Source organism: Marinobacter sp., assembly GCF_044799475.1.
In the GTDB taxonomy this organism is placed as follows: Bacteria; Pseudomonadota; Gammaproteobacteria; order Pseudomonadales; family Oleiphilaceae; genus Marinobacter.
Genome location: NZ_CP085217.1, coordinates 3,630,505 through 3,653,575, shown reverse-complemented (window position 1 = coordinate 3,653,575; position 23,071 = coordinate 3,630,505). Strand labels below are relative to the sequence as shown.

Annotated in this window: 19 protein-coding genes and 1 tRNA gene; 12 read left to right on the top strand and 8 right to left on the bottom strand. The window is 59.2% G+C overall.

Going from position 1 to position 23,071, the window contains the following annotated elements:
- Positions 1 to 10: 10 nt before the first annotated feature.
- From bamA to LG327_RS16705, 9 genes are all read left to right on the top strand, one after another.
- Positions 11 to 2,329 (top strand): outer membrane protein assembly factor BamA, encoded by a 2,319-nt coding sequence (bamA, locus tag LG327_RS16745; protein ID WP_404363656.1) that lies wholly within the window; start codon positions 11 to 13, stop codon positions 2,327 to 2,329.
- Between the two features lie 73 nt (positions 2,330 to 2,402).
- On the top strand, positions 2,403 to 2,900 hold the full coding sequence (locus LG327_RS16740) for an OmpH family outer membrane protein (RefSeq protein WP_404363654.1): 498 nt from the start codon (positions 2,403 to 2,405) through the stop codon (positions 2,898 to 2,900).
- A 25-nt stretch (positions 2,901 to 2,925) separates the two neighbouring features.
- On the top strand, positions 2,926 to 3,963 hold the full coding sequence (gene lpxD / locus LG327_RS16735; protein ID WP_404363652.1) for a UDP-3-O-(3-hydroxymyristoyl)glucosamine N-acyltransferase: 1,038 nt from the start codon (positions 2,926 to 2,928) through the stop codon (positions 3,961 to 3,963).
- Positions 3,963 to 4,400 carry a 3-hydroxyacyl-ACP dehydratase FabZ gene (gene fabZ, locus LG327_RS16730; RefSeq protein WP_404363650.1) on the top strand — a complete coding sequence of 146 codons (438 nt, stop codon included), beginning with the start codon at positions 3,963 to 3,965 and terminating at the stop codon, positions 4,398 to 4,400. The genes lpxD and fabZ overlap by 1 nt, the downstream gene beginning before the upstream one ends.
- Positions 4,400 to 5,191, top strand: a complete 792-nt coding sequence (gene lpxA, locus LG327_RS16725) for an acyl-ACP--UDP-N-acetylglucosamine O-acyltransferase (protein WP_404363648.1) — start codon at positions 4,400 to 4,402, stop codon at positions 5,189 to 5,191. The genes fabZ and lpxA overlap by 1 nt, the downstream gene beginning before the upstream one ends.
- A 50-nt stretch (positions 5,192 to 5,241) precedes the next feature.
- A complete protein-coding gene (lpxB, locus tag LG327_RS16720) occupies positions 5,242 to 6,369 on the top strand; it encodes a lipid-A-disaccharide synthase (RefSeq protein WP_404369511.1) in 1,128 nt (375 codons plus the stop codon).
- The gene (gene rnhB / locus LG327_RS16715) at positions 6,369 to 7,046 is read left to right on the top strand and encodes a ribonuclease HII (RefSeq protein WP_404363646.1); all 678 of its coding nucleotides are present in this window, start codon (positions 6,369 to 6,371) and stop codon (positions 7,044 to 7,046) included. Before lpxB ends, rnhB begins: the two co-directional genes overlap by 1 nt.
- A 200-nt stretch (positions 7,047 to 7,246) precedes the next feature.
- Positions 7,247 to 7,323 (top strand) — tRNA-Met (locus LG327_RS16710).
- Positions 7,324 to 7,723: 400 nt separating this feature from the next.
- On the top strand, positions 7,724 to 8,119 hold the full coding sequence (locus tag LG327_RS16705; RefSeq protein WP_404363644.1) for a fibronectin type III domain-containing protein: 396 nt from the start codon (positions 7,724 to 7,726) through the stop codon (positions 8,117 to 8,119).
- A gap of 37 nt (positions 8,120 to 8,156) precedes the next feature.
- Here LG327_RS16705 and LG327_RS16700 read toward each other — a convergent pair whose 3' ends face one another.
- The 4 genes from LG327_RS16700 to LG327_RS16685 form a co-directional block, all read right to left on the bottom strand.
- Positions 8,157 to 10,760, bottom strand: coding sequence for a CHASE2 domain-containing protein (locus LG327_RS16700; protein ID WP_404363642.1), 2,604 nt, complete (start codon positions 10,758 to 10,760; stop codon positions 8,157 to 8,159).
- A gap of 38 nt (positions 10,761 to 10,798) precedes the next feature.
- Positions 10,799 to 12,448 (bottom strand): FecR domain-containing protein, encoded by a 1,650-nt coding sequence (locus LG327_RS16695; RefSeq protein ID WP_404363640.1) that lies wholly within the window; start codon positions 12,446 to 12,448, stop codon positions 10,799 to 10,801.
- Positions 12,449 to 12,451: 3 nt separating this feature from the next.
- The gene (locus LG327_RS16690; protein ID WP_404363638.1) at positions 12,452 to 13,177 is read right to left on the bottom strand and encodes a response regulator transcription factor; all 726 of its coding nucleotides are present in this window, start codon (positions 13,175 to 13,177) and stop codon (positions 12,452 to 12,454) included.
- Between the two features lie 170 nt (positions 13,178 to 13,347).
- Entirely contained in the window at positions 13,348 to 15,522 is a 2,175-nt protein-coding gene (locus tag LG327_RS16685; RefSeq protein WP_404369508.1) for a DNA topoisomerase 3, read from the bottom strand.
- A gap of 219 nt (positions 15,523 to 15,741) precedes the next feature.
- Here LG327_RS16685 and LG327_RS16680 point away from each other — a divergent pair, with 219 nt between their 5' ends.
- Together LG327_RS16680 and LG327_RS16675 are read left to right on the top strand one after the other, a co-directional pair.
- On the top strand, positions 15,742 to 16,074 hold the full coding sequence (locus LG327_RS16680) for a BolA family protein (RefSeq protein WP_404363636.1): 333 nt from the start codon (positions 15,742 to 15,744) through the stop codon (positions 16,072 to 16,074).
- A gap of 13 nt (positions 16,075 to 16,087) precedes the next feature.
- Positions 16,088 to 16,711, top strand: coding sequence for an L-threonylcarbamoyladenylate synthase (locus LG327_RS16675; protein WP_404363634.1), 624 nt, complete (start codon positions 16,088 to 16,090; stop codon positions 16,709 to 16,711).
- Positions 16,712 to 16,741: 30 nt separating this feature from the next.
- On the opposite strand, the gene LG327_RS16670 is transcribed toward LG327_RS16675, so the two are convergent.
- The 3 genes from LG327_RS16670 to LG327_RS16660 form a co-directional block, all read right to left on the bottom strand.
- Positions 16,742 to 17,383 (bottom strand): hypothetical protein, encoded by a 642-nt coding sequence (locus LG327_RS16670; RefSeq protein ID WP_404363632.1) that lies wholly within the window; start codon positions 17,381 to 17,383, stop codon positions 16,742 to 16,744.
- A 100-nt stretch (positions 17,384 to 17,483) separates the two neighbouring features.
- A complete protein-coding gene (locus LG327_RS16665; RefSeq protein ID WP_404363631.1) occupies positions 17,484 to 17,954 on the bottom strand; it encodes a DUF6231 family protein in 471 nt (156 codons plus the stop codon).
- 17 nt (positions 17,955 to 17,971) lie between these two features.
- Positions 17,972 to 18,145, bottom strand: coding sequence for a hypothetical protein (locus LG327_RS16660; protein ID WP_404363629.1), 174 nt, complete (start codon positions 18,143 to 18,145; stop codon positions 17,972 to 17,974).
- A 273-nt stretch (positions 18,146 to 18,418) separates the two neighbouring features.
- Here LG327_RS16660 and LG327_RS16655 point away from each other — a divergent pair, with 273 nt between their 5' ends.
- On the top strand, positions 18,419 to 22,195 hold the full coding sequence (locus LG327_RS16655; protein WP_404363627.1) for a DUF1631 family protein: 3,777 nt from the start codon (positions 18,419 to 18,421) through the stop codon (positions 22,193 to 22,195).
- Here LG327_RS16655 and LG327_RS16650 read toward each other — a convergent pair.
- A complete protein-coding gene (locus LG327_RS16650; protein ID WP_404363625.1) occupies positions 22,134 to 22,919 on the bottom strand; it encodes a ZIP family metal transporter in 786 nt (261 codons plus the stop codon). The genes LG327_RS16655 and LG327_RS16650 overlap by 62 nt on opposite strands.
- Positions 22,920 to 23,071: the final 152 nt, after the last annotated feature.

Genomic DNA, 23,071 nt, shown 5'->3' with positions numbered 1-23,071 from the left:
AATTGACTGAATGAGACGTTCCTTAAAAGGGCTGATGATCGGCCTCCTGACCATGGTGTGTGCAGTTCAGCCAGCAGTTGCTGATGAGTTTGTGGTCTCGGACATAGAGGTCGAGGGTCTGCAGCGGGTCTCTGCGGGCAGTGTATTTTCGGCTTTTCCCGTCGATATTGGTGAATCTGTCGACGAGTCCGAGCTGGGCGATGCAATCCGCACGCTTTTCAGGACAGGTCTTTTTACCGATCTGGAAGCGAGCCGCGACGGCAATGTGCTGATTCTGACCGTCAGGGAACGGCCGGCCATCAGTTCCATCGAGATAGATGGCAACAAGGCCATCGAGACAGACATGCTCATGGAAGCCCTGAACAGTGCAGGCCTGCAGGAAGGGCAGGTGTTTCGCCGGGCCACTCTTGAGCGTCTTGAGCTGGAAATTCTCCGGTCCTATGTGTCCCAGGGCCGTTACAACGCCAGGGTCAATGCCACGGCGGAGGACCTTCCGCGGAACCGGGTCGCGGTGAGTCTGAATATAAACGAAGGCAGTGTCGCCGCGATTCAGCATCTGAATATCATTGGCAATAATGAATTCAGCGACGACACCCTGCTGGACCTGTTTGAACTCCGGGAAAGCAGCCTGTGGTCGTCCCTCACCAGTGCCGACAAGTACGCCCGGGAGCGCCTGAGCGGAGATCTGGAGACTCTGCGGTCGTTTTACCTTGACCGGGGCTACCTGGATTTCAGTGTTGAGTCCAGCCAGGTGTCCATCTCTCCTGATAAAAAGGAAGTGTTCATCGCGCTGGCCCTGAACGAGGGGCCCCAGTATACGATTTCAGAGGTAAGGCTGCGGGGCGAGCTCATTGTTGAGAAAGAGGAGCTGGAAAAACTGATTTTCCTCGAGCCGGGCGACACCTTTTCCCGGGCGGCGGTTACCAACACCGCAGAGTTGCTGTCCAGGCGTCTGGGGCGGGAAGGCTACACCTTTGCCAACGTGAACCCGGTCCCTGAGACCGGCCCTGACAACACGGCTGTGGTGACTTTTTTTGTGGAGCCGGGGAAGCGTGCCTATGTGCGGCGCATAAACTTTGAAGGCAATGTCTCGACCCGTGACGACGTGCTTCGCCAGGAAATGACCCAGATGGAGGGCGGCGTGGCCTCCACCGACCGCATCGAGTTTTCCAAAAGCCGGCTGGAGCAACTGGGCTTCTTCAAAACGGTGGATGTGGAAACCAGGCCGGTGCCGGGCACAGACGACCAGGTGGATGTCACTTACAGCGTGGAAGAACAGCCCACCGGCAGCCTGTCAGCTTCCGTAGGTTTTTCCCAGGTGTCAGGAGCCATTCTGGGCGCGAACATTTCCGAGAATAACTTTCTCGGCAGCGGCAAGCGGGTGGCGATTGGCGCCAACTTCAGCGAGTCAGTCAAAAGCGCCAACTTCTCCTATCGCAACCCTTATTACACGGTTGACGGAGTGAGCCGGGGGTTCAGTCTGTTTGCACGGGAGACGGATTTTGAAGAGCAGGACATATCCTCATTCCTGCTGGATGAATATGGTGGCAATCTGAGCTTTGGCTATCCCATTGATCAGATCAGTCGACTCAACTTCGGCGTAGGTTACACCCGTTCGGAAATCCAGGCCGGTAGTTTCACCTCCAAGGATGTCCGGGAGTTTATCGACGAGGAGGGCAACGAATTTGACAACTTTTTCCTCAATGCCTCCTGGCGCCGAAGCACCCTGAACCGGGGCATTCTGCCAACAGCGGGCTTCAGCCATTCCCTGTCCGGCGATGTAGCCGTGCCTGGAAGCGATCTGACCTATTTCAAGCTGTCACACAGGACGGACTTCTATCAGCCGCTGGATGAAGACCAGCGCTGGATCTTTCGGGCCCGCAGCGAGCTTGGCTACGGAGACGGCTACGGTGACCGGAATCTGATTCCCTTCTACGAGCACTTCTTTGCTGGCGGGTATGGGTCGGTTCGCGGTTACGAGGCAAACTCCCTGGGCCCCAGAGCACGACCGAGCGATAATGATCTCTCGGATCCGGATCCGTTTGGCGGCAATGTACTGACCGAGGGAGGTGTGGAGCTGATTTTCCCCACGCCCTTCGCCGGGGATACCCGGACAATGAGAACCAGCTTCTTTGTTGATGCAGGGCAGGTGTTTGATCCGGACCGTAACTTTGATCCTGAACTGGATGAGGTCCGTCTGTCCGTTGGCATTGGCTTTCAATGGATTACAGCGGTCGGTCCGCTGGCCTTCAGCCTCGCCAAACCGATCAATGACCAGTCCGGGGACGAGACCGAAGTATTCCAGTTCTCCCTTGGTCAGGGCTTTTGATGACTGCCCGGGCTCCGGCAGTGTTGTAATGTCGGTCTGAAACCGAAAACAGATATAAACAGGAGTATTGCTCATGTTCCATAAATCCATGATTGCCGGTCTGCTGGCTCTGGTATTAGCAGTTCCCGCCCTGGCGGAAACCCGGATTGGCGTGGTAGATCTTCGCCAGGCACTGTTTTCCTCGGAAGACGCCCAGGTCTTCAGTGAAAAGCTCCAGAGGGACTTCTCAGGGGATGAGGCAGACGTGCGCAGGGCTCAGGAAGATGCCCGCAAGATGAAAGAGCGTCTGGAGCGGGACGGAGCCATGATGAATGAGTCCGAGCGCAACCGGCTGGCTGCCGAGTTCCAGGAGAAGGTGAAGGAGTTCAACTTTCTCAAGCAGCGTCTGGATTCCACCATTGCCAGTCGCAAGCAGTCATTCCTTGAAAACGCCCGTCCGGAAGTGGATCGGGCCGTGCAGGAGTTGCTGGACGAGAATAATCTGGATCTGATCCTTCCCAGTGAGGCAGTGGTCTATGCCAAGCCGGCAATGGATCTGACATCCCAGCTTCTGGACAAACTGAACCGTTGATCGGGTGAGCCAGGAGCAGCAGATCATGAGACAGGATTCCTTTACCCTGGGCGAAATCGCCGGGGCGCTGGGCGCCGAGCTGAAGGGGGATCCTTCCGCTACCATCACCGGTATGGCAACCCTGCAGGCGGCCGGGCCGGGGCAGATTTCGTTTCTGGCCAACCCCTCCTATGTGCGCTACCTGCGTGAGACCCGCGCCTCAGCAGTGATTCTTGCGCCAAAGCTGGCTGACTCCGCTCCGACCAATGTCCTGTTACTGGATAACCCTTACCTCGGCTATGCTCGGCTCAGCCACTGGTTTGACCCGGCTCCGGTGCCAGCCTCCGGTGTTCATCCCAGCGCCGTTGTTGATCCTTCGGTAAATGTGCCCGCCTCCGCCTCAATCGGGCCCCTGGTTGTGGTTGAGGAGGGAGTCATCATTGGCGAGGGGGTCAGAATTGCGGCCGGTTGCGTGATTGGTGCGCGGTGTCAGATAGGTGCGGAATCAAGGCTCAATGCCAGGGTAACCCTTGCCCACGACGTTGTCATGGGTCAGCGCTGCAATATTCTCAGTGGCGCAGTGATTGGTTCCGAAGGCTTTGGCTTTGCCAGCGAGCAGGGGGTCTGGCACCGGATCGCCCAGATTGGCCGTGTGGTTCTGGGGGACGATGTCGAAGTGGGGGCCAATACCACGATTGATCGTGGCGCCCTCGACGATACGGTGATTGGTAATGGGGTGAAGCTGGATAATCTGATCCAGATAGCGCACAACGTGAGTATTGGGGATCATACGGCCATGGCGGCCTTTGTGGGTATCGCCGGGAGCACCAGAGTCGGCAGGAACTGTGTGTTTGGGGGCGCTTCGGGGCTTGCGGGTCACATCAGCGTCGCTGACGGCGTCCACCTGACGGGAATGACCATGGTCACCAGTGACATTCGGGAAGCCGGGGTTTACTCTTCCGGCACACCGGCGGATACCAACAGGCTCTGGCGGAAAAACGCCGTTCGCTACCGCCAGCTTGATGCCATGGCGCGCAGGCTGAAGGAGCTGGAAAACAAAATCGAAGGCCAAGGCCAATCCTGATGATGTACATCGAAGAAATCATGGAACACCTGCCCCACCGCTTTCCCTTTCTGCTGGTGGACCGGGTAACGGAAATGGAAAAAGGCGTTTTTATTGCAGGCTATAAAAACGTCACGATCAACGAGCAGTTTTTTGCCGGCCATTTTCCCCACAGACCCATTATGCCGGGCGTGCTGATTATCGAGGCCATGGCGCAGGTATCCGGGATTCTGGCATTTGCCACAGTCGACAGGAGGCCATCGGATGGCGTGGTACACTATCTCGCAGGGTCCAGCAAGGCGCGCTTCAAGCGGCCAGTGGTGCCGGGAGATCAGTTGCGCCTCGAGGCGAGATTCGTGGCGTGCAAGCATGGTATCTGGAAGTTCGATTGCCGCGCGCTGGTGGATGACAAGGTCGCATGCGTGGCAGAAGTATTGACCGCTGAGAGAGATGTTTGATGGCGAACAGGCAATGGTCCGGGGTCCATCCCCAGGCAATCGTGGATCCCTCTGCCAGACTGGCAGACAATGTGACCGTGGGTCCCTGGAGCTACATAGGGCCGGACGTCGAAATCGGCGAAGGCACGGAGATCATGTCCCACGTGGTGGTCAAGGGACCAACCGTCATTGGCCGCGATAACCGGATTTTCCAGTTCTCCAGTATTGGTGAAGAGTGCCAGGACAAGAAATACGCCGGCGAGCCCACAACACTGGTCATTGGCGACCACAACACCATTCGCGAGAATTGCACTGTCCACCGGGGCACAGTCCAGGATCGCGGCGAGACAACCATCGGAAGCCACAACCTGCTGATGGCTTATGTCCATGTCGCCCATGACTGCAGGGTGGGAGACCACGCCATACTGGCCAACTGCGCTACTCTGGCAGGCCATGTGACTGTCGGAGACCATGCCATTCTCGGCGGCGGCGCTATGGTCCATCAGTTCTGCCATATCGGCGCCCATAGCATGGCGGCTGGCGGCAGCATCATACTCAAGGACATTCCGGCCTATGTCATGGCAAGCGGTCAGTCCGCTTCCCCCCATGGAATCAATGTGGAAGGCCTCAGGCGCCGTGGCTTTACCAGTGAGATACTGCTTGCGCTGAAGCGTGCCTACAAGGTGATCTACCGCCAGGGGCTGACCACGGAACAGGCCATTGACGAACTTGAGCAAACCTGGGCGGATACTCCCGAAATCCGTCCCCTTATCGATTCCCTCAAAGGTAGTCATCGGGGCATTATCCGCTAGTGATCCGTCCAGAAACCCAGATTCCAGATAACCGTGTCATCACGGTGGGCATGATTGCAGGCGAGGCCTCCGGGGACATTCTCGGAGCTGGCCTGATGCGGTCGCTCAGGGCGCGCTATCCCCGGGCAAGGTTTGTTGGCATAGGCGGCGACGAAATGCTGGCAGAGGGTTTTCACTCCCTCGTGCCCATGGAGCGGCTGTCTGTCATGGGGCTGGTGGAGGTGCTGGGCCGGATCCGGGAGCTGGTGTCCATTCGCCGGCGGTTGCTGGACTATTTTCTGGCTACGCCTCCCGATGTGGTCATTGGTATAGATTCCCCCGATTTCACCCTTGCGGCTGAAAGACGTTGCCGGGAGGCCGGTATCCCCGCCGTTCATTATGTCAGCCCGACCGTCTGGGCCTGGCGCAAAAAGCGGATATTCAGGATTGCGAAATCCATTGATCTGATGCTCACTCTGTTTCCGTTTGAAGCCAGGTTTTATGAAGAACATCAGGTGCCGGTGCGCTTTGTCGGTCACCCCCTGGCAGACCGGATCCCGGTTGAGCCTGACACCCGGAGTGTGAGGGCAGAGCTTGGTATCAGGCCGGATGTGACCGTGCTGGCCATTCTGCCCGGCAGCCGGCAAGGGGAGGTCGAACGCCTGGGCCGCCTGTTTCTGGAGGCCGCGCTCTGGCTTCAGGAACGCCGGCCGGACCTGCAACTGGTGATTCCCTGTGTGAACCGGGCCAGACGACAGCAGATCCAGGAACTGGTGGACACGCTGGAGGTGGAGCTGCCAGTCACTCTCGTTGCGGGCAGATCGCGGGAGGTCATGGCTTGTTCCGATGTGGTGCTGCTTGCCTCGGGAACGGCAACCCTGGAAGCCATGCTGCTGAAAAAGCCCATGGTGGTGGGTTACCGGCTTTCAGGCTTCAGTTATTCCCTGTTATCACGGCTGGTCAAGGTTCCCCATATTGCACTGCCAAATCTGCTAACCCGGGAACCGCTGGTGCCTGAGCTCATCCAGGATGAAGCAACACCGGCACGACTCGGGGCAGCGGTGCTGGAGCAGCTTGAAAATACAACTGAGCGGGAACACATCAAGGCGGCTTTTACCGATGTTCACCTGCAATTGAGAAGAGATGCGGATGAGCAGGCCGCAATCGCAGTATCAGAGCTGATTGAGAGCAGACAGTAATGTCAGAATCGAAGCTTCCCCCTTTTGAATGCAGTTACCGCGGCTGGAAGCTTGCCGGAGTGGATGAGGTGGGCCGGGGGCCGCTCATCGGCGCCGTGGTCACTGCTGCCGTGATTCTCGATCCGGCAAGACCCATTGCCGGCCTGGCGGACTCCAAGGTGCTCACGCAAGAGCGCCGGGAAGCTCTGTTTGAGGAAATTATCCAGAACGCGGCAGCCTGGAGTCTCGGGCGATGTGAGGCAGAAGAGATCGACCGGCTGAATATCTATCAGGCCACACTTGTTGCCATGGAGCGGGCGGTGGCCGGCCTTCCGATCGACCCGGAGTACGTTCTGGTGGACGGCAACAAATGCCCCAGCTGGCGCTGGAAGTCGGAGCCGGTTATCAAAGGGGATGGCCGGGTAGCCGCGATCAGTGCTGCGTCCATTCTGGCCAAGGTCACCAGGGATCGGGAAATGGTCGCGCTTGAGCTTGAATATCCCGGCTATGGCCTTGCCCGGCACAAGGGATATTCCACGCCCGAGCATCTTGAAGCCCTGGGGCGTTTAGGCGCCACGCCGTTGCACCGCCGTTCCTTCCGGCCGGTGCAGGAGGTGTTGTATCGGATGGCCGCTCCGGAATCTTCATCAGCTGAAACCCTGGTGTTTGCCAGCGATCTGTTTGCAGACAGGGATTGACAACCTCCTGCCGCGCCCTTAGTATACGCGCACGTTGAACGCCCGCAGTGGCGATTCACACCAGAGTTGATGCGGGGTGGAGCAGTCTGGTAGCTCGTCGGGCTCCTCAACCCACGAAAGCCGAAGGGAGTCATTGACCTTCGGGTTTTGAGCCCGACCCAGTCGGTGACTCAGAAAGCAGAGATTTACAAAAAGTTTGATGCGGGGTGGAGCAGTCTGGTAGCTCGTCGGGCTCATAACCCGAAGGTCGTAGGTTCGAATCCTGCCCCCGCTACCATTATTGAAGAAAAGCCAGTCGATGACTGGCTTTTCTGCTTTCTGGCGGGGGCATATGAGTCGGCACCTTTTGATCAGCGCTGCGCGCTGCAGGGTTGCCGCCGCGAATGCTTGAGCGCATCCGCTCCCCGCTACCAAATACAGAAAAGCCAGTCGATGACTGGCTTTTTTTGTGTCCAATTGCCTGGTAATTGCCTCACCCTCTGTAACCACAAGCCCTCGCTGTCCTGTTCATGGACCCTTTCTCCGGGATTTCATCTCCCCCCGGTAACCTCCTGTGACAAAAAATTGACAATTCCGCAACCGAAAATCGGACGAATCGCACGTAACCTTCCGGCTTAATTTAATAGAATTTCACAAAGTCGTCGGAAAAATGGTGTCCGAATATGTTGAAACGCGTCATGAAAATATCGAAGTCTGGAGTTGGTGCGCTCCTGATTGCCGGCATGCTCGCAGGTTGCGGCGATTCATCCGGCGGCAGTGATTCCGGCTCCACCACCGCCACTGGTAATGGTGGCGAAGTCGAAACCTCGGCCTCCCTGAAATGGAATCCGCCTCTCAAGCGGGTTAACAACGAGGGGCTTGCGATGGGTGAGCTGCAGAGTTACGTGATTCTGTATGGTCAGGACCCCGACGCCCTGGATCTGCGGATCGAGGTCACCGATGCCAGTGAGCTGAATGAGCCCCACTACATGGTGTCCGATCTCAGCGAGGGCACCTGGTATTTCGCCATTCAGGTAATTGACACCCAGGGGCTGGTGAGCGCGCCGTCAGAAGTTGTAAGCAAAGTTATTTAAGACTGCCTTTTCAGGTCCTGTCTGTGACGTTAGGAGATCAGACGGGATCCTGGCGCTCCTCAAAGGAGGGGTTGGCCAGCGGCAGCTTCAGGGTAAAAGCAGACCCCACGGTCTCTGTCGATTCCACGCTGATCTCTCCCCGATGCTTCTTGACCACCACATCAACAAACGATAGCCCGAGTCCGGCCCCGTGCTGCCTGGACAGTTCGCTGCTTTTCTGACGCCGGTAGCGATCAAACAGGAAGGGCAGCTCGTCGGCAGCGATGCCGCTGCCTTCATCGCTCACTGTGAGGCATGCCTGGTGGCCAGCTTCGAACACCTGCATGGTGATGGTCGAGCCGGCCTGGCTGTACTGGACTGCATTGGTGAGGAGGTTGATGACAGCCCGTTCCAGAAGCTCGGCATTGCCGTTCAGCCAGATGTCGTCGTTGCCCTCCAGCTGTATATGGATCCCCTTTTCCACGGCCTGTTCACTGACGCTGTCGCGGGCATTCTCCACGATGGCCAGGAACTCACATTCGTAAAACCGGGTTTCGGTTAGCTGCTCTGCCCGGGCCAGCTGGACGAATTCTTCTGCCAGCTGGTAGCTGCGACGGGCGAGTCGGCCCAGCTGATCAAGCTGTTCAGGCAGGATTTCTCCGGGGCTGCGTTTGAGCTGCTCAATCAGGGCCAGCTGGGACACCAGGGGTGAGCGTACGTCATGGGAAATGAAGTCGATGGCTTCACGATGCTGACGCTGCTGGGCCCGCAGTTCGGATATGTCCGAAATGTTGGCGATGACACCACTCTGACGGCTCGTGGGCAGGTCAAAGGAAGCGAAGTGGATAAGAAAATCCTTGCCCCGGATCTGCAGATCAACCGCCTGGCTGAGCTGCAACGTCAGGGTTTCAGCCACCGTTTCGTACCAGCTGGGAACTTCCTGCGGATCATGGCCCTGAAGCAGGCTGGCCAGTGACATGCCGTTCAGGCTTGGGCGGGGTTCTCCGAACCATTCTTCCACGTGGCCATTGGTGAACTGGATAATACCCAGGGCGTCGGCGACGATTATGCCGTCCGGCATCCGCTCAAAGCTTCTCTCAATAAAGGCCTGCATGCTGTGCAGGCGCCGGGTGGCCTGTCTGACCCGCTCAATACGGGCAGAAATGTTTTCCCGTATCAGCCGCCTGTCGCTGCTTTGGGGCGGGTCGCCGAGGCCAAGTCGCTGAAGATAACGCCGGCTGGCCTCCCTTGTCATGCCCTGGGGTAGCTGAAGGCCAAGGCAGTATTCATGATCATTGCGGGTGAGCCGGATCCAGCTCTGGTTTTCCACATGCACCCAGTCTCCGGGTATGGGCAGGTCAGGTCGGTCGCTGGCGGTCAGCCAGCTTGATGTCAGCGCTTCATCGTCTTCCGATAGCCACCAGCCTCGCGCCTGCAGCAGCGACTTCAGGTGTTCAAGCAGCTGCCGGGGATGCCGTTGTGATGGTTCCGCCAGGGAAAGCTGTCTACCCTTCCCGAGCTCATCCAGTTGCCGGTTAAGGAACTGGTTGGTCATCGAAAGCCGGTGTGCGCTCCACAGGGGGAAAGCGAGCACTGGCATGAGCAGGGCGCTGGCCACAGGCAGATGCACCCTGCCGAGGAACAGGGCGACTATGACAAGCAGGGCCAGAGCGACTGCCATAGCGACACAGAGGATGAGGGTTCGTCTCGGGCGAAGCCTGGGCAGGACAAGGGCGAGGATGACGATCATGACCGAGGGCAGCCACCATTCGATGGCACCGGAGGCACGCTCTATGACCAGGCCAGTGGTGAGGGCGGAATAGCTGTTGGCATGGAATTCCACCCCGGACAGGGGGCTGCCATGGCCGGAGAAGGGCGTTGGCAGAATATCGCCGAATCCGGGCGCCAGAGCGCCTACGAAAACCGTCTTTCCTGCGAAAAGCCCGGGAGATGGTGGCGAGGTAAGAATGTCGACAAAGGACCAGGTGGGTATTGTCTCCGCCTGGCCTGCCAGAGGAACGGCGACAAAGTTTTGGCGCACATTGATGAAAGCCGGCGTGGAGTTTTCATCGGCTGCCGCGGCCCGTTTTCTGCCACCATGGAGCTGATGGGCAGCAAGGCCGAGGCTTGGCCAGAGACGGTCGCCCAGGCCGTTGTATAGATAAAGGCCGCGGGCCAGGCCATCTGCGTCCAGTTCGACGTGGGCATGGCCCAGGCGGGCTGCGGCTTCCGCCAGAGGAGAGACGGGCAGAACTTCGGAAATCAGGGCCCCTGGCGCAGGGGTTGAAAGGTGCAGGGCAAGAACCACCTGGCCGTGGGCACGAATGGCATCGGCAAGTTCCCTGTCTCCCTCAGCTGACTCGGGAAACAGAACGTCGAAGACGATGGTGCGCGCTCCGGCCTGGTCCAGCTTGCGGGTCAGCTCGGCATGAATGGAGCGCGGCCAGGGCCAGCGGCCCAGGTAGCCAAGGCTCTGCTCATCAATGCCCACCACCGCCACATCATCCGCCACCGACGCCGGCCAGGCAGTAATCAGGGTGTCGTAGATCCAGGCATCGAGCCGCTGTGGCGCCGAAGTCTGGTTAAGTAACAGCAGGACGGCAACAAGTGGCAGGACCAGTGTCCAGGAGAGGTGTTGAAAAAGCAGAAAATCCCGTTTCATGGATCCCGTTTCTGGGCCCGGTTGGGCCTTTTGTGTGGTTACTCGATAAAGAGTTCCCGGCCGGGGCCCCAGCGGCTAGCCAGCGGACCATCAGACAGTGCCTTGAGCCGCACGAAGTATCTCCTGCCAGGGATGAGGCGGAGTGCCGCCGTAGTATCACTGACCGTTGCTTCCTTGACAATATTCCGGAACGCCGGGTCTTCGGACAGCTGCAGGAGGTAATCGCTGGCCGTATCCACCTTCTGCCAGAAAATCCGCACCTGGCTGTCGATGTAATTGATATTGATAATTCTTGCCGGCGGCAGCGTGCCATTGATCACCAGTTTGCGGGGCGCGCTCATGGCGACCGAATTGCCTCCGGCTTCGGTGACTACACGCCAGTAATACTGACCAGGGCTGAGGGATCGGGAGGGCAGGGCTGAAGTGTCGGACCCCCAGCTGCTGGTGGCGACCAGGTTGCCAAAATCACCGGTTTCTGACAGTTCCACCCGGCCGACTTCGCTGTCGCCGCGGAAGGTCCAGCTGAATTCGGGTGTGTCATTGTCCAGTGTGGCGCCGGCTGGCGGCTCAAGCAGCTCGGCGGCACGGGCCTGCAGGTCCACATCGATGGTCTGGGTGGTGGGCATTCCGGCAAGGCCGTCACTGTTCAGTGCGGCCAGTTGGACCCTGTAGCGACCATTGTCCAGCTCTTTCAGGTTGACCGGTGATTCGGAGACCCTGCGGCTGACAACGGTATGACCGTTTTCAGCGTCAAAGATATCCAGCTGATGGGCCGGGGCGAGGCTGGATGCCCATCCGAGATCCGCTGGTAGTCGCGTGATCCGGTCGGCAAGGCCAGCCAGCTCAGGCGCCGGCGGCAGTTTCAGAACTCTCGGTTCCTGCGAGGAGCCGGCACTCACCGAGGCTCCATAGCCTGCGGGAATTCTCAGGCTTCTTCCCGGCGGACCAAAATCCACGCCACCTTCGGTAACCCGGAGCCGGCTGCCCCGGGGCCCGCTCTCGAGAGTAAAGCGGGTGCCACGCACGGCAGCGACGGCAGAGGGTGTTTCAATCTCAAACCGGGAGCCTTCTTCTACCAGCGGTTCCACATCGGTACTGATCTTGCCCCGCTCCAGACGCATCCGGGTGTCCACCATGCCGGTGCGGCCATACTGGGTGAGGCTGTTGAACATCAGGCGGGAATTGGGCTGGACCCGGAGGACCGATCCGTTACCAAGCTGGACTGTGGCAAAGCCGGCCTGGGTGATAATTTCATCGCCTACCCGGATCTGTGTTTGCGGCTGGAGAGGTTCATTTACGCCAGTGCTGGCCCGGCGGAGCCATGTCTGGCCGGACACGGCAATGCTGGTTGCAGGTTCCGGCTGGCGCCTGAGCCACGCAAGGGGGATACGAATCGTGTCCCCCTCTTTGATTCGTTGGGGGTCGTTGATGCGGTTGTACTGGGCCAGCTGCTGACGGCTGAATTTCGTTGCAAGCAGGGCATCGGCCGCCGCCTGGAAGGTTTCATCGGGCGCCAGGCTGTAGCGCCATTCCGGCATGCCATTGACTGCCCCACCGACGGTCCGGACCTCGGAGCCCGCCGCCAGAGGCAGCTCGGCATGCGCCTTTGCCGGCACAAGGAGAACGAAGATGATCAGTAGCCAGGAGCGGCTCCGGACGAAAAAGGCTGGGCTGAAAGGCTCCTGCATGCTTTATCCGGCCTCTGCGTGGCCGGATTCGGCCGCTGCACGGGTTGCCGTCATGGCTTCAAGCCGGTAGCCACGCTGATAGATGGTCTTGATGCGAAAGCCGTTGTCCGGGTTGAGTCCCATCCTGCGCCTGAGGCGGCTCATGTGGGTATCGACTGTCCGGGTATTGATGTCCCGGGTAACGCCCCAGACCCGCTCAAGAAGCACTTCGCGGGTCAGCAGCCTGTCCTGGTTCTTGAACAGGAAAAGGGTCAGGTCGAAGTCCTTGTCGGTGAGGGTAAGAGGCTCCCCATGCAAAGTGATTGACCGGCTCTGGGTATCTACACGGAATGGACCGAAAACCAGGATTTCTTTCTCGTTTTCGGGGTTGGTGCGACGGGAAAGCGCATGGATGCGGGCGAGCAGCTCCGCCGGGCGGGCCGGTTTTGCAAGGTAGTCGTCCGCGCCTGCGTCCAGGGCCTGCACAATATCCTGTTCGCTGTCGCGCTGGGTCAGAAAGATAACCGGGATTGCCCAGTTCAGTTGCGCTCTTACCCCCACAAGAACGTCGATGCCGGACATGTCGGGTATCTGCCAGTCGAGAATCAGACAGTCATAGCTGCGATGTTGAACGGCACTCAGGAAGGATTGTCCAGTGGCAAAGGCGTCACAGTCATGCCCGCGTTCAGAGAGTATACCCTGAATATGTCTGGCCTGTTCCTGCTCGTCTTCCAGCAGTGCAATTCGCATGGTGAGTCTCCCGGGACATCCAATAGTGCACTTCACAAGAGCGCATGGCGCTTCTTGAACCGCCATGTATCACTACATATGATGACAAATCACCGGTCCAGGGTCAGTGTCATTCTGTAGATTTCCGTAACTTTAGTATGATGCCGGAAACTGCTGAATCCAGGCGTGTTTCACCCCGTCTGCCCCGGAAGGACCGGCTGACCATCACGGTCGCTCACTGTGTGTCGGCAGCCGGGATAATTGCTGCAGCCCCAGAACCAGCCTTTTTTGCCGTTGCGCCGCACAAGGGGAGAGTAGCAGTGGGGGCAGGGTACGGGCTTCTGACTGCTGCCATCAGACGGCTGGTCATCCTCCAGAGGCCGGGTGCCCGTGCACTGGGGAAAACGGCTGCAGGCGTGGAACTCGCCGAACTTGCCGCTTCGTACGCGCATGGGGGCACGGCACTTTGGGCAGTGGACCCCGGAAGTCTCCTGTGGCGGCTGGCCTTGCGGGCCAGCGCTGTCCGCTTGTGGCCCGCCTGCAAGGAAGCCCAGAATCTGTGACTTCAGATCCGCCAGGAACTCCCTCGGGTCACCCTCACCCTGGCGGATTCCGTCCAGGGTCGCTTCCCAGATTGCCGTCATGTCCGGCTGGCTGATGGCGTCAGGCAGGGACGCAATCAGCGTTATACCCTTGTCCGTCGCTTTGATGAAGCGGCCGTCCCGGCACAGGTATTCCCGTCGGAACAGGGTGTCCAGAATGCTGGCCCTGGTGGCTTCGGTTCCCAGCCCGTCAGTCTCCCGCAGGGTTTTGCGCAACTCGGCATCGCTCACGAAGCGGGCGATGTTGGTCATGGCAGACAGCAGAGTCGCGTCGGTAAAATGCTGGGGCGGCTGGGTGGTTCTTTCCTTTACCTCGCTCTGGTCGCACACCAGGGGCTCGCCTTTTTCAAGCCGCGGCAGGGGGAGCTTTTCGCTTTCCCGGCCGGTCTCGCGCTGACGCAGCTCAAGGGACTTCCAGCCGGGAGAGAAAACAGCAGTTTCAGAGGCCCTGAAATGGTGCTGGCCGATACTCAGCGAGAGTCTGCCCTCCCGATGAACAGCCGGCGGGCTGAACTGCATGAGGTAGTACCTGGCTATCAGATCATAAATCCGGGACTCGCCGGGGCTCAGACCACTGGCAGGCCTGGCGCGCGCGGTGGGTATGATGCCGTGGTGGGCGTCCACCTTTTTGTCGTTCCAGGCGGCGGAGCGCAGCTCGGTGTCTGCCTGTTCAATGGCCGGAGTCAGCTCCGGATCGACCCGGCCAATGGCACCCAGCACTCCATGGCGCTGATCAAAATGGCCCTCTGGCAGATAGCGGCAATCCGAGCGGGGGTAGGTAATCAGCTGGTGCTTTTCATACAGGCCCTGGGCGATGGCCAGAACGTCTCCCGCCGCCATGTGGAACAGTCTGCCCGCCTCGATCTGCAGGATGGACAGGGACAGCGGCAGCGGTGGGGCTTCCTTTCGGTCACGAAATCTCGCCTCGGTGATGGTGCCGGGCCGGCCATCCACTTCGGCGGCAATCTGACGGGCGATGTCCCCGTCCACCAGCCTGTCTTCCTCATCCAGGTAATCCCGCCAGGTATCGTCCGGCACCCAGCGGGCGGAAAAGGGTGCATTGGCTTCGGCTTCGGTGGCATGGCAGACAATGCTGAGCCGGAACCAGGGCCTGGGTATGAAATCAGCGATGGTGTTGTCCCGGTTAACAACCAGACCCAGAACCGGAGTCTGCACCCGGCCGACCGAGTACACGCCCTTTTCCCCCTGCTGGCGATGGGTGAGGGTGTAAAACCGGGTGAGGTTTATGCCAAAAAGCCAGTCAGCCCGCTGGCGAGCCAGCGCGGAGTGGGAAAGCCGGCGAAACTGACGATTGTCTGCCGGTTTCTCCAGGGCTCTGGCAACGGCTTTCGGGGTCAGGTCATTGATCAGGACCCGCTCCACCGGGCAGGTTACTCCAAAGTAGCGGATGACCTCGTCCACCAGCAATTGTCCTTCCCGGTCGGGGTCGCCGGCGTGGACGATGACATCTGCTTTTCGTATCAGGGATTCCAGAACGTCCAGCTGCTTTCGGGAGCTGTCTCTGGGCGTCAGGGCCCACTCGGAAGGAAAGACCGGAAGGTCCTGGAGCTGCCAGCGTTGCCAGCGGGGGTCGTAGTGCCCCGGCTCTGCGGGCTCCAGAAGATGGCCAATACACCAGCTCACCACCACGGAGTCCGCGCCCTCGCCACAGCGCAGCCAGCCCTGGCCTTTCTGTATCGGGCCGGGCAGGGCTGCTGCAATAGCGCGGCCCAGGCTTGGTTTTTCAGCAATAAACAGGCGCATGGCGGCACGGTTGCCGGCCGCGTCAGTCTGACGGGCCGAAACGCTCTCAAATGGGGGATGAGTGGGACGGGGAAGATGGCGAATCGGCAGGCCCATGTCAAGGAGGCCAGGCAGGGTTCCGGATGCTGTAGTACACTGCAAAAATGAATGCGGGGCAGCCCTGAACTCGCTGGCCGCCCCACTTTTTCCTCATCAATTCAGGCGTTGGAGCAGCAGGCAATGTCCATCAAGCAGGCCATAGAGCAAAAACTTACCGAGGCGTTTGATCCGGCGCACCTCAGTGTTGAAAACGAGAGTCACATGCATGCTGTGCCAGCCAACTCGGAAACCCATTTCAAGGTAACCCTGGTATCCGGAGCGTTTGAAGGCATGGGCAAAGTGAAACGCCACCAGGCCATCTACGCGGCCCTTGCAGAGGAACTGGCGGGAAGCGTGCATGCGCTGGCCCTTCACACCTATACACCGCAGGAGTGGTCCGCCCGGCAGTCATCATCGCCGGAGTCTCCCAATTGCATGGGCGGGTCAAAGCATGATCCGGCCCGTCAGGCATGAGGATGCTAGTCAGATGAGCCAGTTTTTCCAGATTCATCCCGAAACCCCACAGAAGCGGCTTATCAATCAGGCCGTGGAGATCCTGCGCAGGGGTGGGGTCATCATCTATCCCACGGATTCTGCTTACGCCATTGGCTGTCAGCTTGATGACAAACAGGCGGCCGACCGGATAAAACGCATCCGCCGGCTGGATGACAAACACAACTTCACCCTGGTGTGTCGTGATCTGTCGGACATAGGCACCTACGCCAAGGTGGACAATACCAGTTACCGGTTGCTCAAGATGTTCACCCCGGGGCCCTATACCTTCATTTTCAATGCGACGAGTGAGGTGCCCAGGCGGCTGCAGCACCCCAAACGACGGTCAATCGGTCTGCGGGTGCCGGACAATGCCATTGTTCAGGCGCTGCTCGGTGAACTGGGTGAACCCATCATGAGCAGTACCATGATTCTCCCGGGGGAGGATCAGCCCATGACGGATCCGGAGGAGATGCGTGACCGGCTGCAGCATGAAGTCGATCTGGTGATAGACGGCGGTTTCTGCGGCGCGGAAGCGACCACCGTGGTCAACATGTGCGACCAGATACCCGAGGTCACCCGGGTCGGCAAGGGCGACCCCACACCTTTTCAGTCCTGACAGCAGGGCTGCAGGGCAGGGGGTTCCTGATCAGGCCTGGGCGTTGAAACTGAAAGCGTAGGACCGCTGGTTGCCGGCGGCTTCAATCTGCTCTGAGCCTGCGGTGCGGCGCAGCCTGTCGTACCTGTGCACCAGGTCCTGCAGGCCATTGAACTGCTGGTTCTCGCTGACAATCGTGTCCAGCAGTGAGTTATTTACCCCGTAAGCCTTGTTCAGCTTCAGGGCCGTATCCACAAAAGCCAGGGTGGGTTCGTTGATGCTGAGTCGGGCGATGGCTTCGCGAAACGGTTTGTTGTTGTTGAGATCCTGCTCCACCTGCTGGCGGATATTTTCCGGCAGTCGGGCGGATAGCTTCATGGTGCCGCTCTCGCCTTTCTCAATACCCATCTTTGTGCCTGGGTTCAGTCCGTACTCGGCAATTTTGTGCCGCAGGGTTTCCCGTACGAAGGCAGAATCCTGCCCGACATCGGATTTATACTGCTTGACGGCAAGGCGGGATGAGGCCTTTGGAAGTTCGCCGCCGTTGAGCGTAACACTGTCATGCTGGGATCCGGGTGCCGCTTCCGGAGCGCCGGCAGCCGCGGATTTGGCCGCGTTCGGGGTGGCCGGCCGGCCTTCGGATGCCTGGAGAAAACCGGCACTGGCACGAGCCAGAGATGCGAGTAGTGACACAACAAAGCCTCCTGTGCCGACGAAAAAGGAACGTTCCTGCAGGAGGTGATGCAGCTTTTGTGCCAAGCTGTACCAAACGCCAGGCTGTCAGGGCCCGGATTTACCAGCGGCTTTTGTTCCACATCTCCGGGTTGGCCCAGAACCGTGGGTTATTCCAGTCCCGCTTGCGGTTGTAGCTGGCGATATTGTAGGTGTAGAGAGTCTCTGGAGGCTCTGTTTCAAAGTGCGCCTGACGCACGAAGCCCAGGCCGATGTAGTCCCTGAAGACCAGACTCCCATCATCTTTCGCCAGTACGGCAATCTGCTGGGTGCCCAGGTTGCGCAACTGGCCAAGGAACAGTGATGCCTTCTCCCGGGGGAGGTTTTCGACGGTATCACTGATGAGTGCCAGATCATGAGGCTGAAGCAGGGCTGGATCATCGCCAGGGTTTTCCTGGTCAATGCTGGTGAGTTCCGTGCCGGGCTGTCCAGCTGCCCATTGCCTGCCAATCTCTCCGGCTCGCTCGCCGCAGACCAGCAGACGCCGGGGACGACAGGTCGCCAGAAGCGCTTCAAAAGCATCGCTGACCATCAGTGATTGACTCTTTTTCAGGAGTGCCCCAGGGAAGCTTCACGAGCTACCTGTTCCGTGTCAGGGGTTTCGGTCTTTCCTGATTCGGCTTCTTCCCGACGTCGAACAGCCCTGGCTGCCGAAAGCACTTCAAGCTGTCCTTCCTCGGTCAGATGCTGTAATTCTTCCATCACGTTCTGGCTGGCAGACATGGCGACCTCCCCCTTTTGCTACAGATATGTCTTCCGGTGTGTCCGTGCTTGTATTAATCATTCTGGCGCTTTGTGGCTCGTCTTGCGACCATTACCCCGCTCTGGAGGATCGGGTTTCTGTGAACGGGTCAGTGTTTCCCGTGTGAATAACTGATTTCACTCGGAAAAGTCGTCAAGCTTGCCTAAAATTCGCTGTTGGAAGTTTTAGAGGATGTGCAGGATGCGTTTTAGTCTGTTGCTGCGGCCCGTCATTGGTGAAGCTGGATGACCCCGATGGAGCGTCGTAAGCACCGCCGTTATGAATTCCGCCATGATGCTCTCGTGATTGCCCAGGGGCTGAATCCCGTTGCCTGCGAGTTGGCCAACATCTGCACCGGCGGCATGTGGCTGGAGAACGTCAATTCCTCTTTTCTGCTCGAAAAGCTGCGGCCTGCCCCCGCCATGCCCGTTGAGATCCACCTGTTTCTGGCCCAGCCCGGCCGTGAAATACATTCCCGGGTTATGGCGAGCGTCCGACGGGTGGCAGGATCAAGCGTTGGTGTGCGGTTCAGGGAGCCCATGCCGGATCTTGTGGATCTGCTTACAGCACCGGGAACAGTCCAGCGGCGTTTGGTGGTGACGGATGAAAAGCAGCGCAAGAAGCTGTGGGGTGTGCTCCGGAAATCCCTGACCGAACTTGCGGATTCCCTGCTCAGTCCACTGGTGGAAGAAGCGGCAGCCAACATTGAGCAACAACTTGATAAACCGGCGACTCTCCGGGAGATCAACGAGCTGCGGGACAGCCGGCAGATGGTGTTGCACGGCGGGCAGGGCTTCAGAGGCCAGATTCTGAAACTCTGGCGCAACAGCATTGATGACATGGAGAGAATGGCCCGGGAGGCCCCCGGTCGTGCCGATCTTGAGGTTGTCGACAGAGAGTTGTTCGAAGACTGGCTGGAACTTCAGGTCATTGCTTCCGAAGTTGCGGGCGAAAGCCGGAATACACTGTTTCGCCTGAACCAGTTGCTTTCCCAGCTGGCATTGACCGATCTCGACGAACGCTCCAATCCTCTGGCTCCGGTGCCACTGAGCCAGAACCTCCAGCGTGCTGTTTTTCGCGCCGGTATCAGCCCGGCCGCACGTCCTTCCGTTTACCGCGCATTCCGCTCAGTGCTTCTGGTTCATTGGTCAGCAGCCATGGAGTCTCTGATTCTGCGAATGCAGGAGGAGGGGCTCAGGGCGATCGAGCTGGAAAACCTCCCGCTGAACTGGCCATCGGCTACGGATGACAGGCCTCTGTCGATGGCGCGCGAAGCAGCCGCGAAGGGGGGTGAAGCCGGCTCCCGGAATGCCGGCATCGGCAGCATGGCAGCAGAATCTGAAGCTCCAGCGGAAGTGTCCCGGGGTAATGTGCTCAGGCTGATGGCCCTGGCCCGGGACCCGAAACACCCGGAAACGCCGGGTGAGCAGACCAAGGCCGAAGTGATTGAACGCCTTCAGCCTTTGCGAATGGAGCTGCGGCAGTGTCTGGCTGTGCCCGGGTCGAGCCTCAAGGAGTCACTGGAAGAGCTGAGCGGAGAGTATTCAGGTCTTGGGGCGGCCATGGAAGCGGAAATCTGGGATCGGGCCAGCCTGGTCGACCGGCTTTTTACCTCCCCGGCCCAGGAGGCGCGACTGACGGAAGGCCTGCGTGCCCAGTTGACCCAGTTGCGGCTACCCGTGTTTCGTGTGCTGCTGTCGAATCCGGACTTTCTGGGCGACGAGGAGCACCCTCTCAGGGACGTGATCAACGATCTGATGAGCCTCTGCCTTGCTGACCGCAGCTCCAGCAAACATCTGGAGCGCACTGTCTCCGAGGTTATTGATCAGCTGCTGGAAGCGGATGAACTGGACGATGGGCTTTTCCAGAAGCTCGGGCAGCGTCTGCGGACCCTGGTGCAGCGGCAGGAGCAGTCCTTTTTGAGAAATGCCGAACGCCTCGGCAAGACCCTGGATGGTCGACAGAGGCTGGCCGAGGCGCGCAGGGCGATACAGCAACGGATCAACAGCCTGCTCGCTGGTCGTGAAGTACCCATGATACTGCTTGAGCTTCTGGATAATGGATGGGAACAGCTGATGGTGCTGGCGGAACTCAAGGAAGGCTCGGGCAGCCAGACTCTGGCTGAACTGTTTGCGGTGGTGGAACAGCTTCAGGCCTGGCTGGGCCTGGAGGGAGACCTTGAGGAAGTGGCCTTCGAGCGGGAGCTTGAAAGTACCGCGGTGGTCCAGATGGTGGAAAGGGAGCTGATGAACCTTGGCAATTCCGGCCGCTCCCGGAAACTTATTCGGCGGCTGGAGTCCCAGTTAATGGACACCGAGAAACCTGCCCATGTCTGGCTGGCTTCCTGGCCACCGGGGGAGCTTCCTGAAGAGCTGCCGGTTATACCTGCGGCTGAGGAGAGCCGGTGGGCCACCAGAGCACACGAGCTCAAAGTGGGAGACTGGGTTTCAGCACGGCAACCGGACGGCAGCTACCAGCGCATGCGGCTGGTCTGGGGAGGCGGAGAGGTTTACCGGTTTGTGTTCCTCACTGCCGAGGGCATGCATGAGAGGGAATATGGATTTTCGGACATTGTCGATCAGTTCAGAGGCGGTGACCTGCAGCGGGTCGATGGCAGGCAGATACCCTTTGTTGACCAGGGGCTCTATGACATTGTGCAGGATCTTCACCAGGAAATGACCTTCCGGGCGACCCGGGACCCGCTTACGGCCTGCATGCAGCGCCACGAATTTGAAAAACAGCTGGATCAGCTGCTGATCCAGTGCCACTCCCGGGAGCTTGAAGGTGCGCTGATCTGTTTTGACATTGACCAGTTCAGTGTTGTGAACGCCAGCTACGGAACTGCAGCCGGAGATGCTCTGCTCAGGGATTTCGGCCGATTCATGGGGGAGCTGCAGATGCCGGGCGCCAGCCACACCATCCTGGGGCGTCTGGGGGGAAACGAATTCGGGCTGGGGGTTCTTTCCTGTTCAATAGAGGGTGCCCTGGACTTCGCCGAAGTTGCGCGCCAGCAGTTGCGAAAGCACAGGTTTCATTTCGGTGGCAACGAATTTCCCACGACTGTCAGCACAAGTGTCACGCCTCTGACAGGAGAGTCCCCTGAGACGGGGGAACTGCTAAACCGAAGCAACCTCGCCCTCAAGGCAGCGAAAAAGGCGGGTGGCGATCGCCTCGAATTTGTCGGCAGACATCAGCAGCAGAGCCAGAAGCTGGTGATGAAGTGGGTTTCCCGGGTTGACCGCATGCTGGAGGAGGGCGGACTTGCCTTGCGGGCCCAGCAGATCACTCCGGTATCGGGCGGTGGGGACGAGGTCTATTACGAAATCCTGCTAGGGCTTACCGATGACGGGGGAAAGGATATTTCTCCCCAGCCCTTCATCGAAGCGGCCGAGCAGTATCGCCGCAGCACCCGGGTGGATCGCTGGGTGCTTGATACCACAATGGAATGGATGCAGCGAAACCCGGCAGTCGTTGCGTCTCTCGGCGGGCTGAATATCAACCTGTCCGGCGCCTCGCTCAGTGACGATTCCTTCCTCGCCTATATCGAGTCCAGAGTCAGGGCGGGTCTGGTGCCGGCTGACAAGCTCTGCTTCGAGATTACCGAGACGGCCGCCGTGGCAAACCTTCATTACGCGGCGGATTTCATGGCGCAGATGAAGCGCCTGGACTGCCGGTTTGCTCTCGACGACTTCGGCACCGGCCTGTCCTCTTACGCCTACCTCCAGCAGCTGCCAGTGGATTTCGTGAAAATCGACGGGGTCTTTATCCGGGGCCTGGCTGACAACCTGACCAACTACGCCATGGTCCGCTCCATCAATGAGCTCAGTCATTTTCTGGGCACGCGTACTATTGCCGAGTACGTCGAAGACATGGAAACCCTGGAAGCACTCCGGGAGATCAGGGTGGATTTCGCCCAGGGTTTTGGCATAGCCAGGCCGCGGCCGCTCGAGTCCCTGTCCAATGGGGGCGCTAACCCAGAGTCGCATCCAGAAACATCATCACCACAAATCCGCCCAGCAGGGAGAAAGTAGCGACCGTTCTGTATTTGGTGCGATGGGTTTCAGGAATGATCTCGTCGCTGATGATAAACAGCATGGCGCCGGCCGCGAAGCCGAGGGTCCATGGCATCAGAGGCTCAGCCAGCCAGACGGCCGCAGCACCGAAGAGCCCGCCCACCGGCTCAATCAGACCCGTGAGAAACGCCAGGGTAAATGCCTTGAGCCGGGAATGCTGGATCGCCAGCAGGGATACTGCCACCGCCAGGCCCTCCGGAATATTCTGCAGTCCGATGCCAATGGCCAGGGCGATGCCGTTGCCGATATTGCCCCCGCCGAAACCGACACCCACCGCCATGCCCTCGGGAAAGTTGTGCAGGGCGATAGCAATGACAAACAGCCAGACCCGGCGAATATGGGCGATGTCCGGCCCTTCCCGTCCGAGGGCGAAATGTTCATGGGGTAACCGCTGGTGGATCAGATACAGTGCCAGGGCACCCATGAGCAAGCCGGCAATGACAATGAGTGCGGCGGCCCATGTATGCCCGGTCAGTTGCTCGCCATATTCAATACCCGGCAGCAGCAGGGAAAAGAACGAGGCTGCGAGCATGACCCCGGCCGCAGCGCTGAGCAGGCTGTCCTGCAGGACATCGGACAGCCTGCGCACCAGAAAAACCCCGAGTGCGCCCAGCCCCGTGCCCATGCCTGCAAGCAGGCTGGCGGTGGCACCCAGCCAGACAATATTGACTTCCTCCAGCATCAAATCCCTCGTGGCGTTGCAGGGGCGGTGGCAATTAGCAGAAACCGGGCCGTCACTCCTGTTAAAAATGATCTCTTCCAGCGATAATCCTGTAAATGGTACGCAATAATCCGCGTTATTGATCACCATAACCGCCAGGAGGCATCGGGGGA

What these genes read in the sequence shown, in the direction of transcription:
- bamA (WP_404363656.1), top strand. Translation starts at nt 11, where the DNA reads ATGAGACGTTCCTTAAAAGGGCTGATGATCGGCCTCCTGACCATGGTG.
- LG327_RS16740 (WP_404363654.1), top strand. Translation starts at nt 2,403, where the DNA reads ATGTTCCATAAATCCATGATTGCCGGTCTGCTGGCTCTGGTATTAGCA.
- lpxD (WP_404363652.1), top strand. Translation starts at nt 2,926, where the DNA reads ATGAGACAGGATTCCTTTACCCTGGGCGAAATCGCCGGGGCGCTGGGC.
- fabZ (WP_404363650.1), top strand. Translation starts at nt 3,963, where the DNA reads ATGATGTACATCGAAGAAATCATGGAACACCTGCCCCACCGCTTTCCC.
- lpxA (WP_404363648.1), top strand. Translation starts at nt 4,400, where the DNA reads ATGGCGAACAGGCAATGGTCCGGGGTCCATCCCCAGGCAATCGTGGAT.
- lpxB (WP_404369511.1), top strand. Translation starts at nt 5,242, where the DNA reads ATGATTGCAGGCGAGGCCTCCGGGGACATTCTCGGAGCTGGCCTGATG.
- rnhB (WP_404363646.1), top strand. Translation starts at nt 6,369, where the DNA reads ATGTCAGAATCGAAGCTTCCCCCTTTTGAATGCAGTTACCGCGGCTGG.
- LG327_RS16705 (WP_404363644.1), top strand. Translation starts at nt 7,724, where the DNA reads ATGAAAATATCGAAGTCTGGAGTTGGTGCGCTCCTGATTGCCGGCATG.
- LG327_RS16700 (WP_404363642.1), bottom strand. Translation starts at nt 10,760, where the DNA reads ATGAAACGGGATTTTCTGCTTTTTCAACACCTCTCCTGGACACTGGTC.
- LG327_RS16695 (WP_404363640.1), bottom strand. Translation starts at nt 12,448, where the DNA reads ATGCAGGAGCCTTTCAGCCCAGCCTTTTTCGTCCGGAGCCGCTCCTGG.
- LG327_RS16690 (WP_404363638.1), bottom strand. Translation starts at nt 13,177, where the DNA reads ATGCGAATTGCACTGCTGGAAGACGAGCAGGAACAGGCCAGACATATT.
- LG327_RS16685 (WP_404369508.1), bottom strand. Translation starts at nt 15,522, where the DNA reads ATGCGCCTGTTTATTGCTGAAAAACCAAGCCTGGGCCGCGCTATTGCA.
- LG327_RS16680 (WP_404363636.1), top strand. Translation starts at nt 15,742, where the DNA reads ATGTCCATCAAGCAGGCCATAGAGCAAAAACTTACCGAGGCGTTTGAT.
- LG327_RS16675 (WP_404363634.1), top strand. Translation starts at nt 16,088, where the DNA reads ATGAGCCAGTTTTTCCAGATTCATCCCGAAACCCCACAGAAGCGGCTT.
- LG327_RS16665 (WP_404363631.1), bottom strand. Translation starts at nt 17,954, where the DNA reads ATGGTCAGCGATGCTTTTGAAGCGCTTCTGGCGACCTGTCGTCCCCGG.
- LG327_RS16660 (WP_404363629.1), bottom strand. Translation starts at nt 18,145, where the DNA reads ATGTCTGCCAGCCAGAACGTGATGGAAGAATTACAGCATCTGACCGAG.
- LG327_RS16655 (WP_404363627.1), top strand. Translation starts at nt 18,419, where the DNA reads ATGGAGCGTCGTAAGCACCGCCGTTATGAATTCCGCCATGATGCTCTC.
- LG327_RS16650 (WP_404363625.1), bottom strand. Translation starts at nt 22,919, where the DNA reads ATGCTGGAGGAAGTCAATATTGTCTGGCTGGGTGCCACCGCCAGCCTG.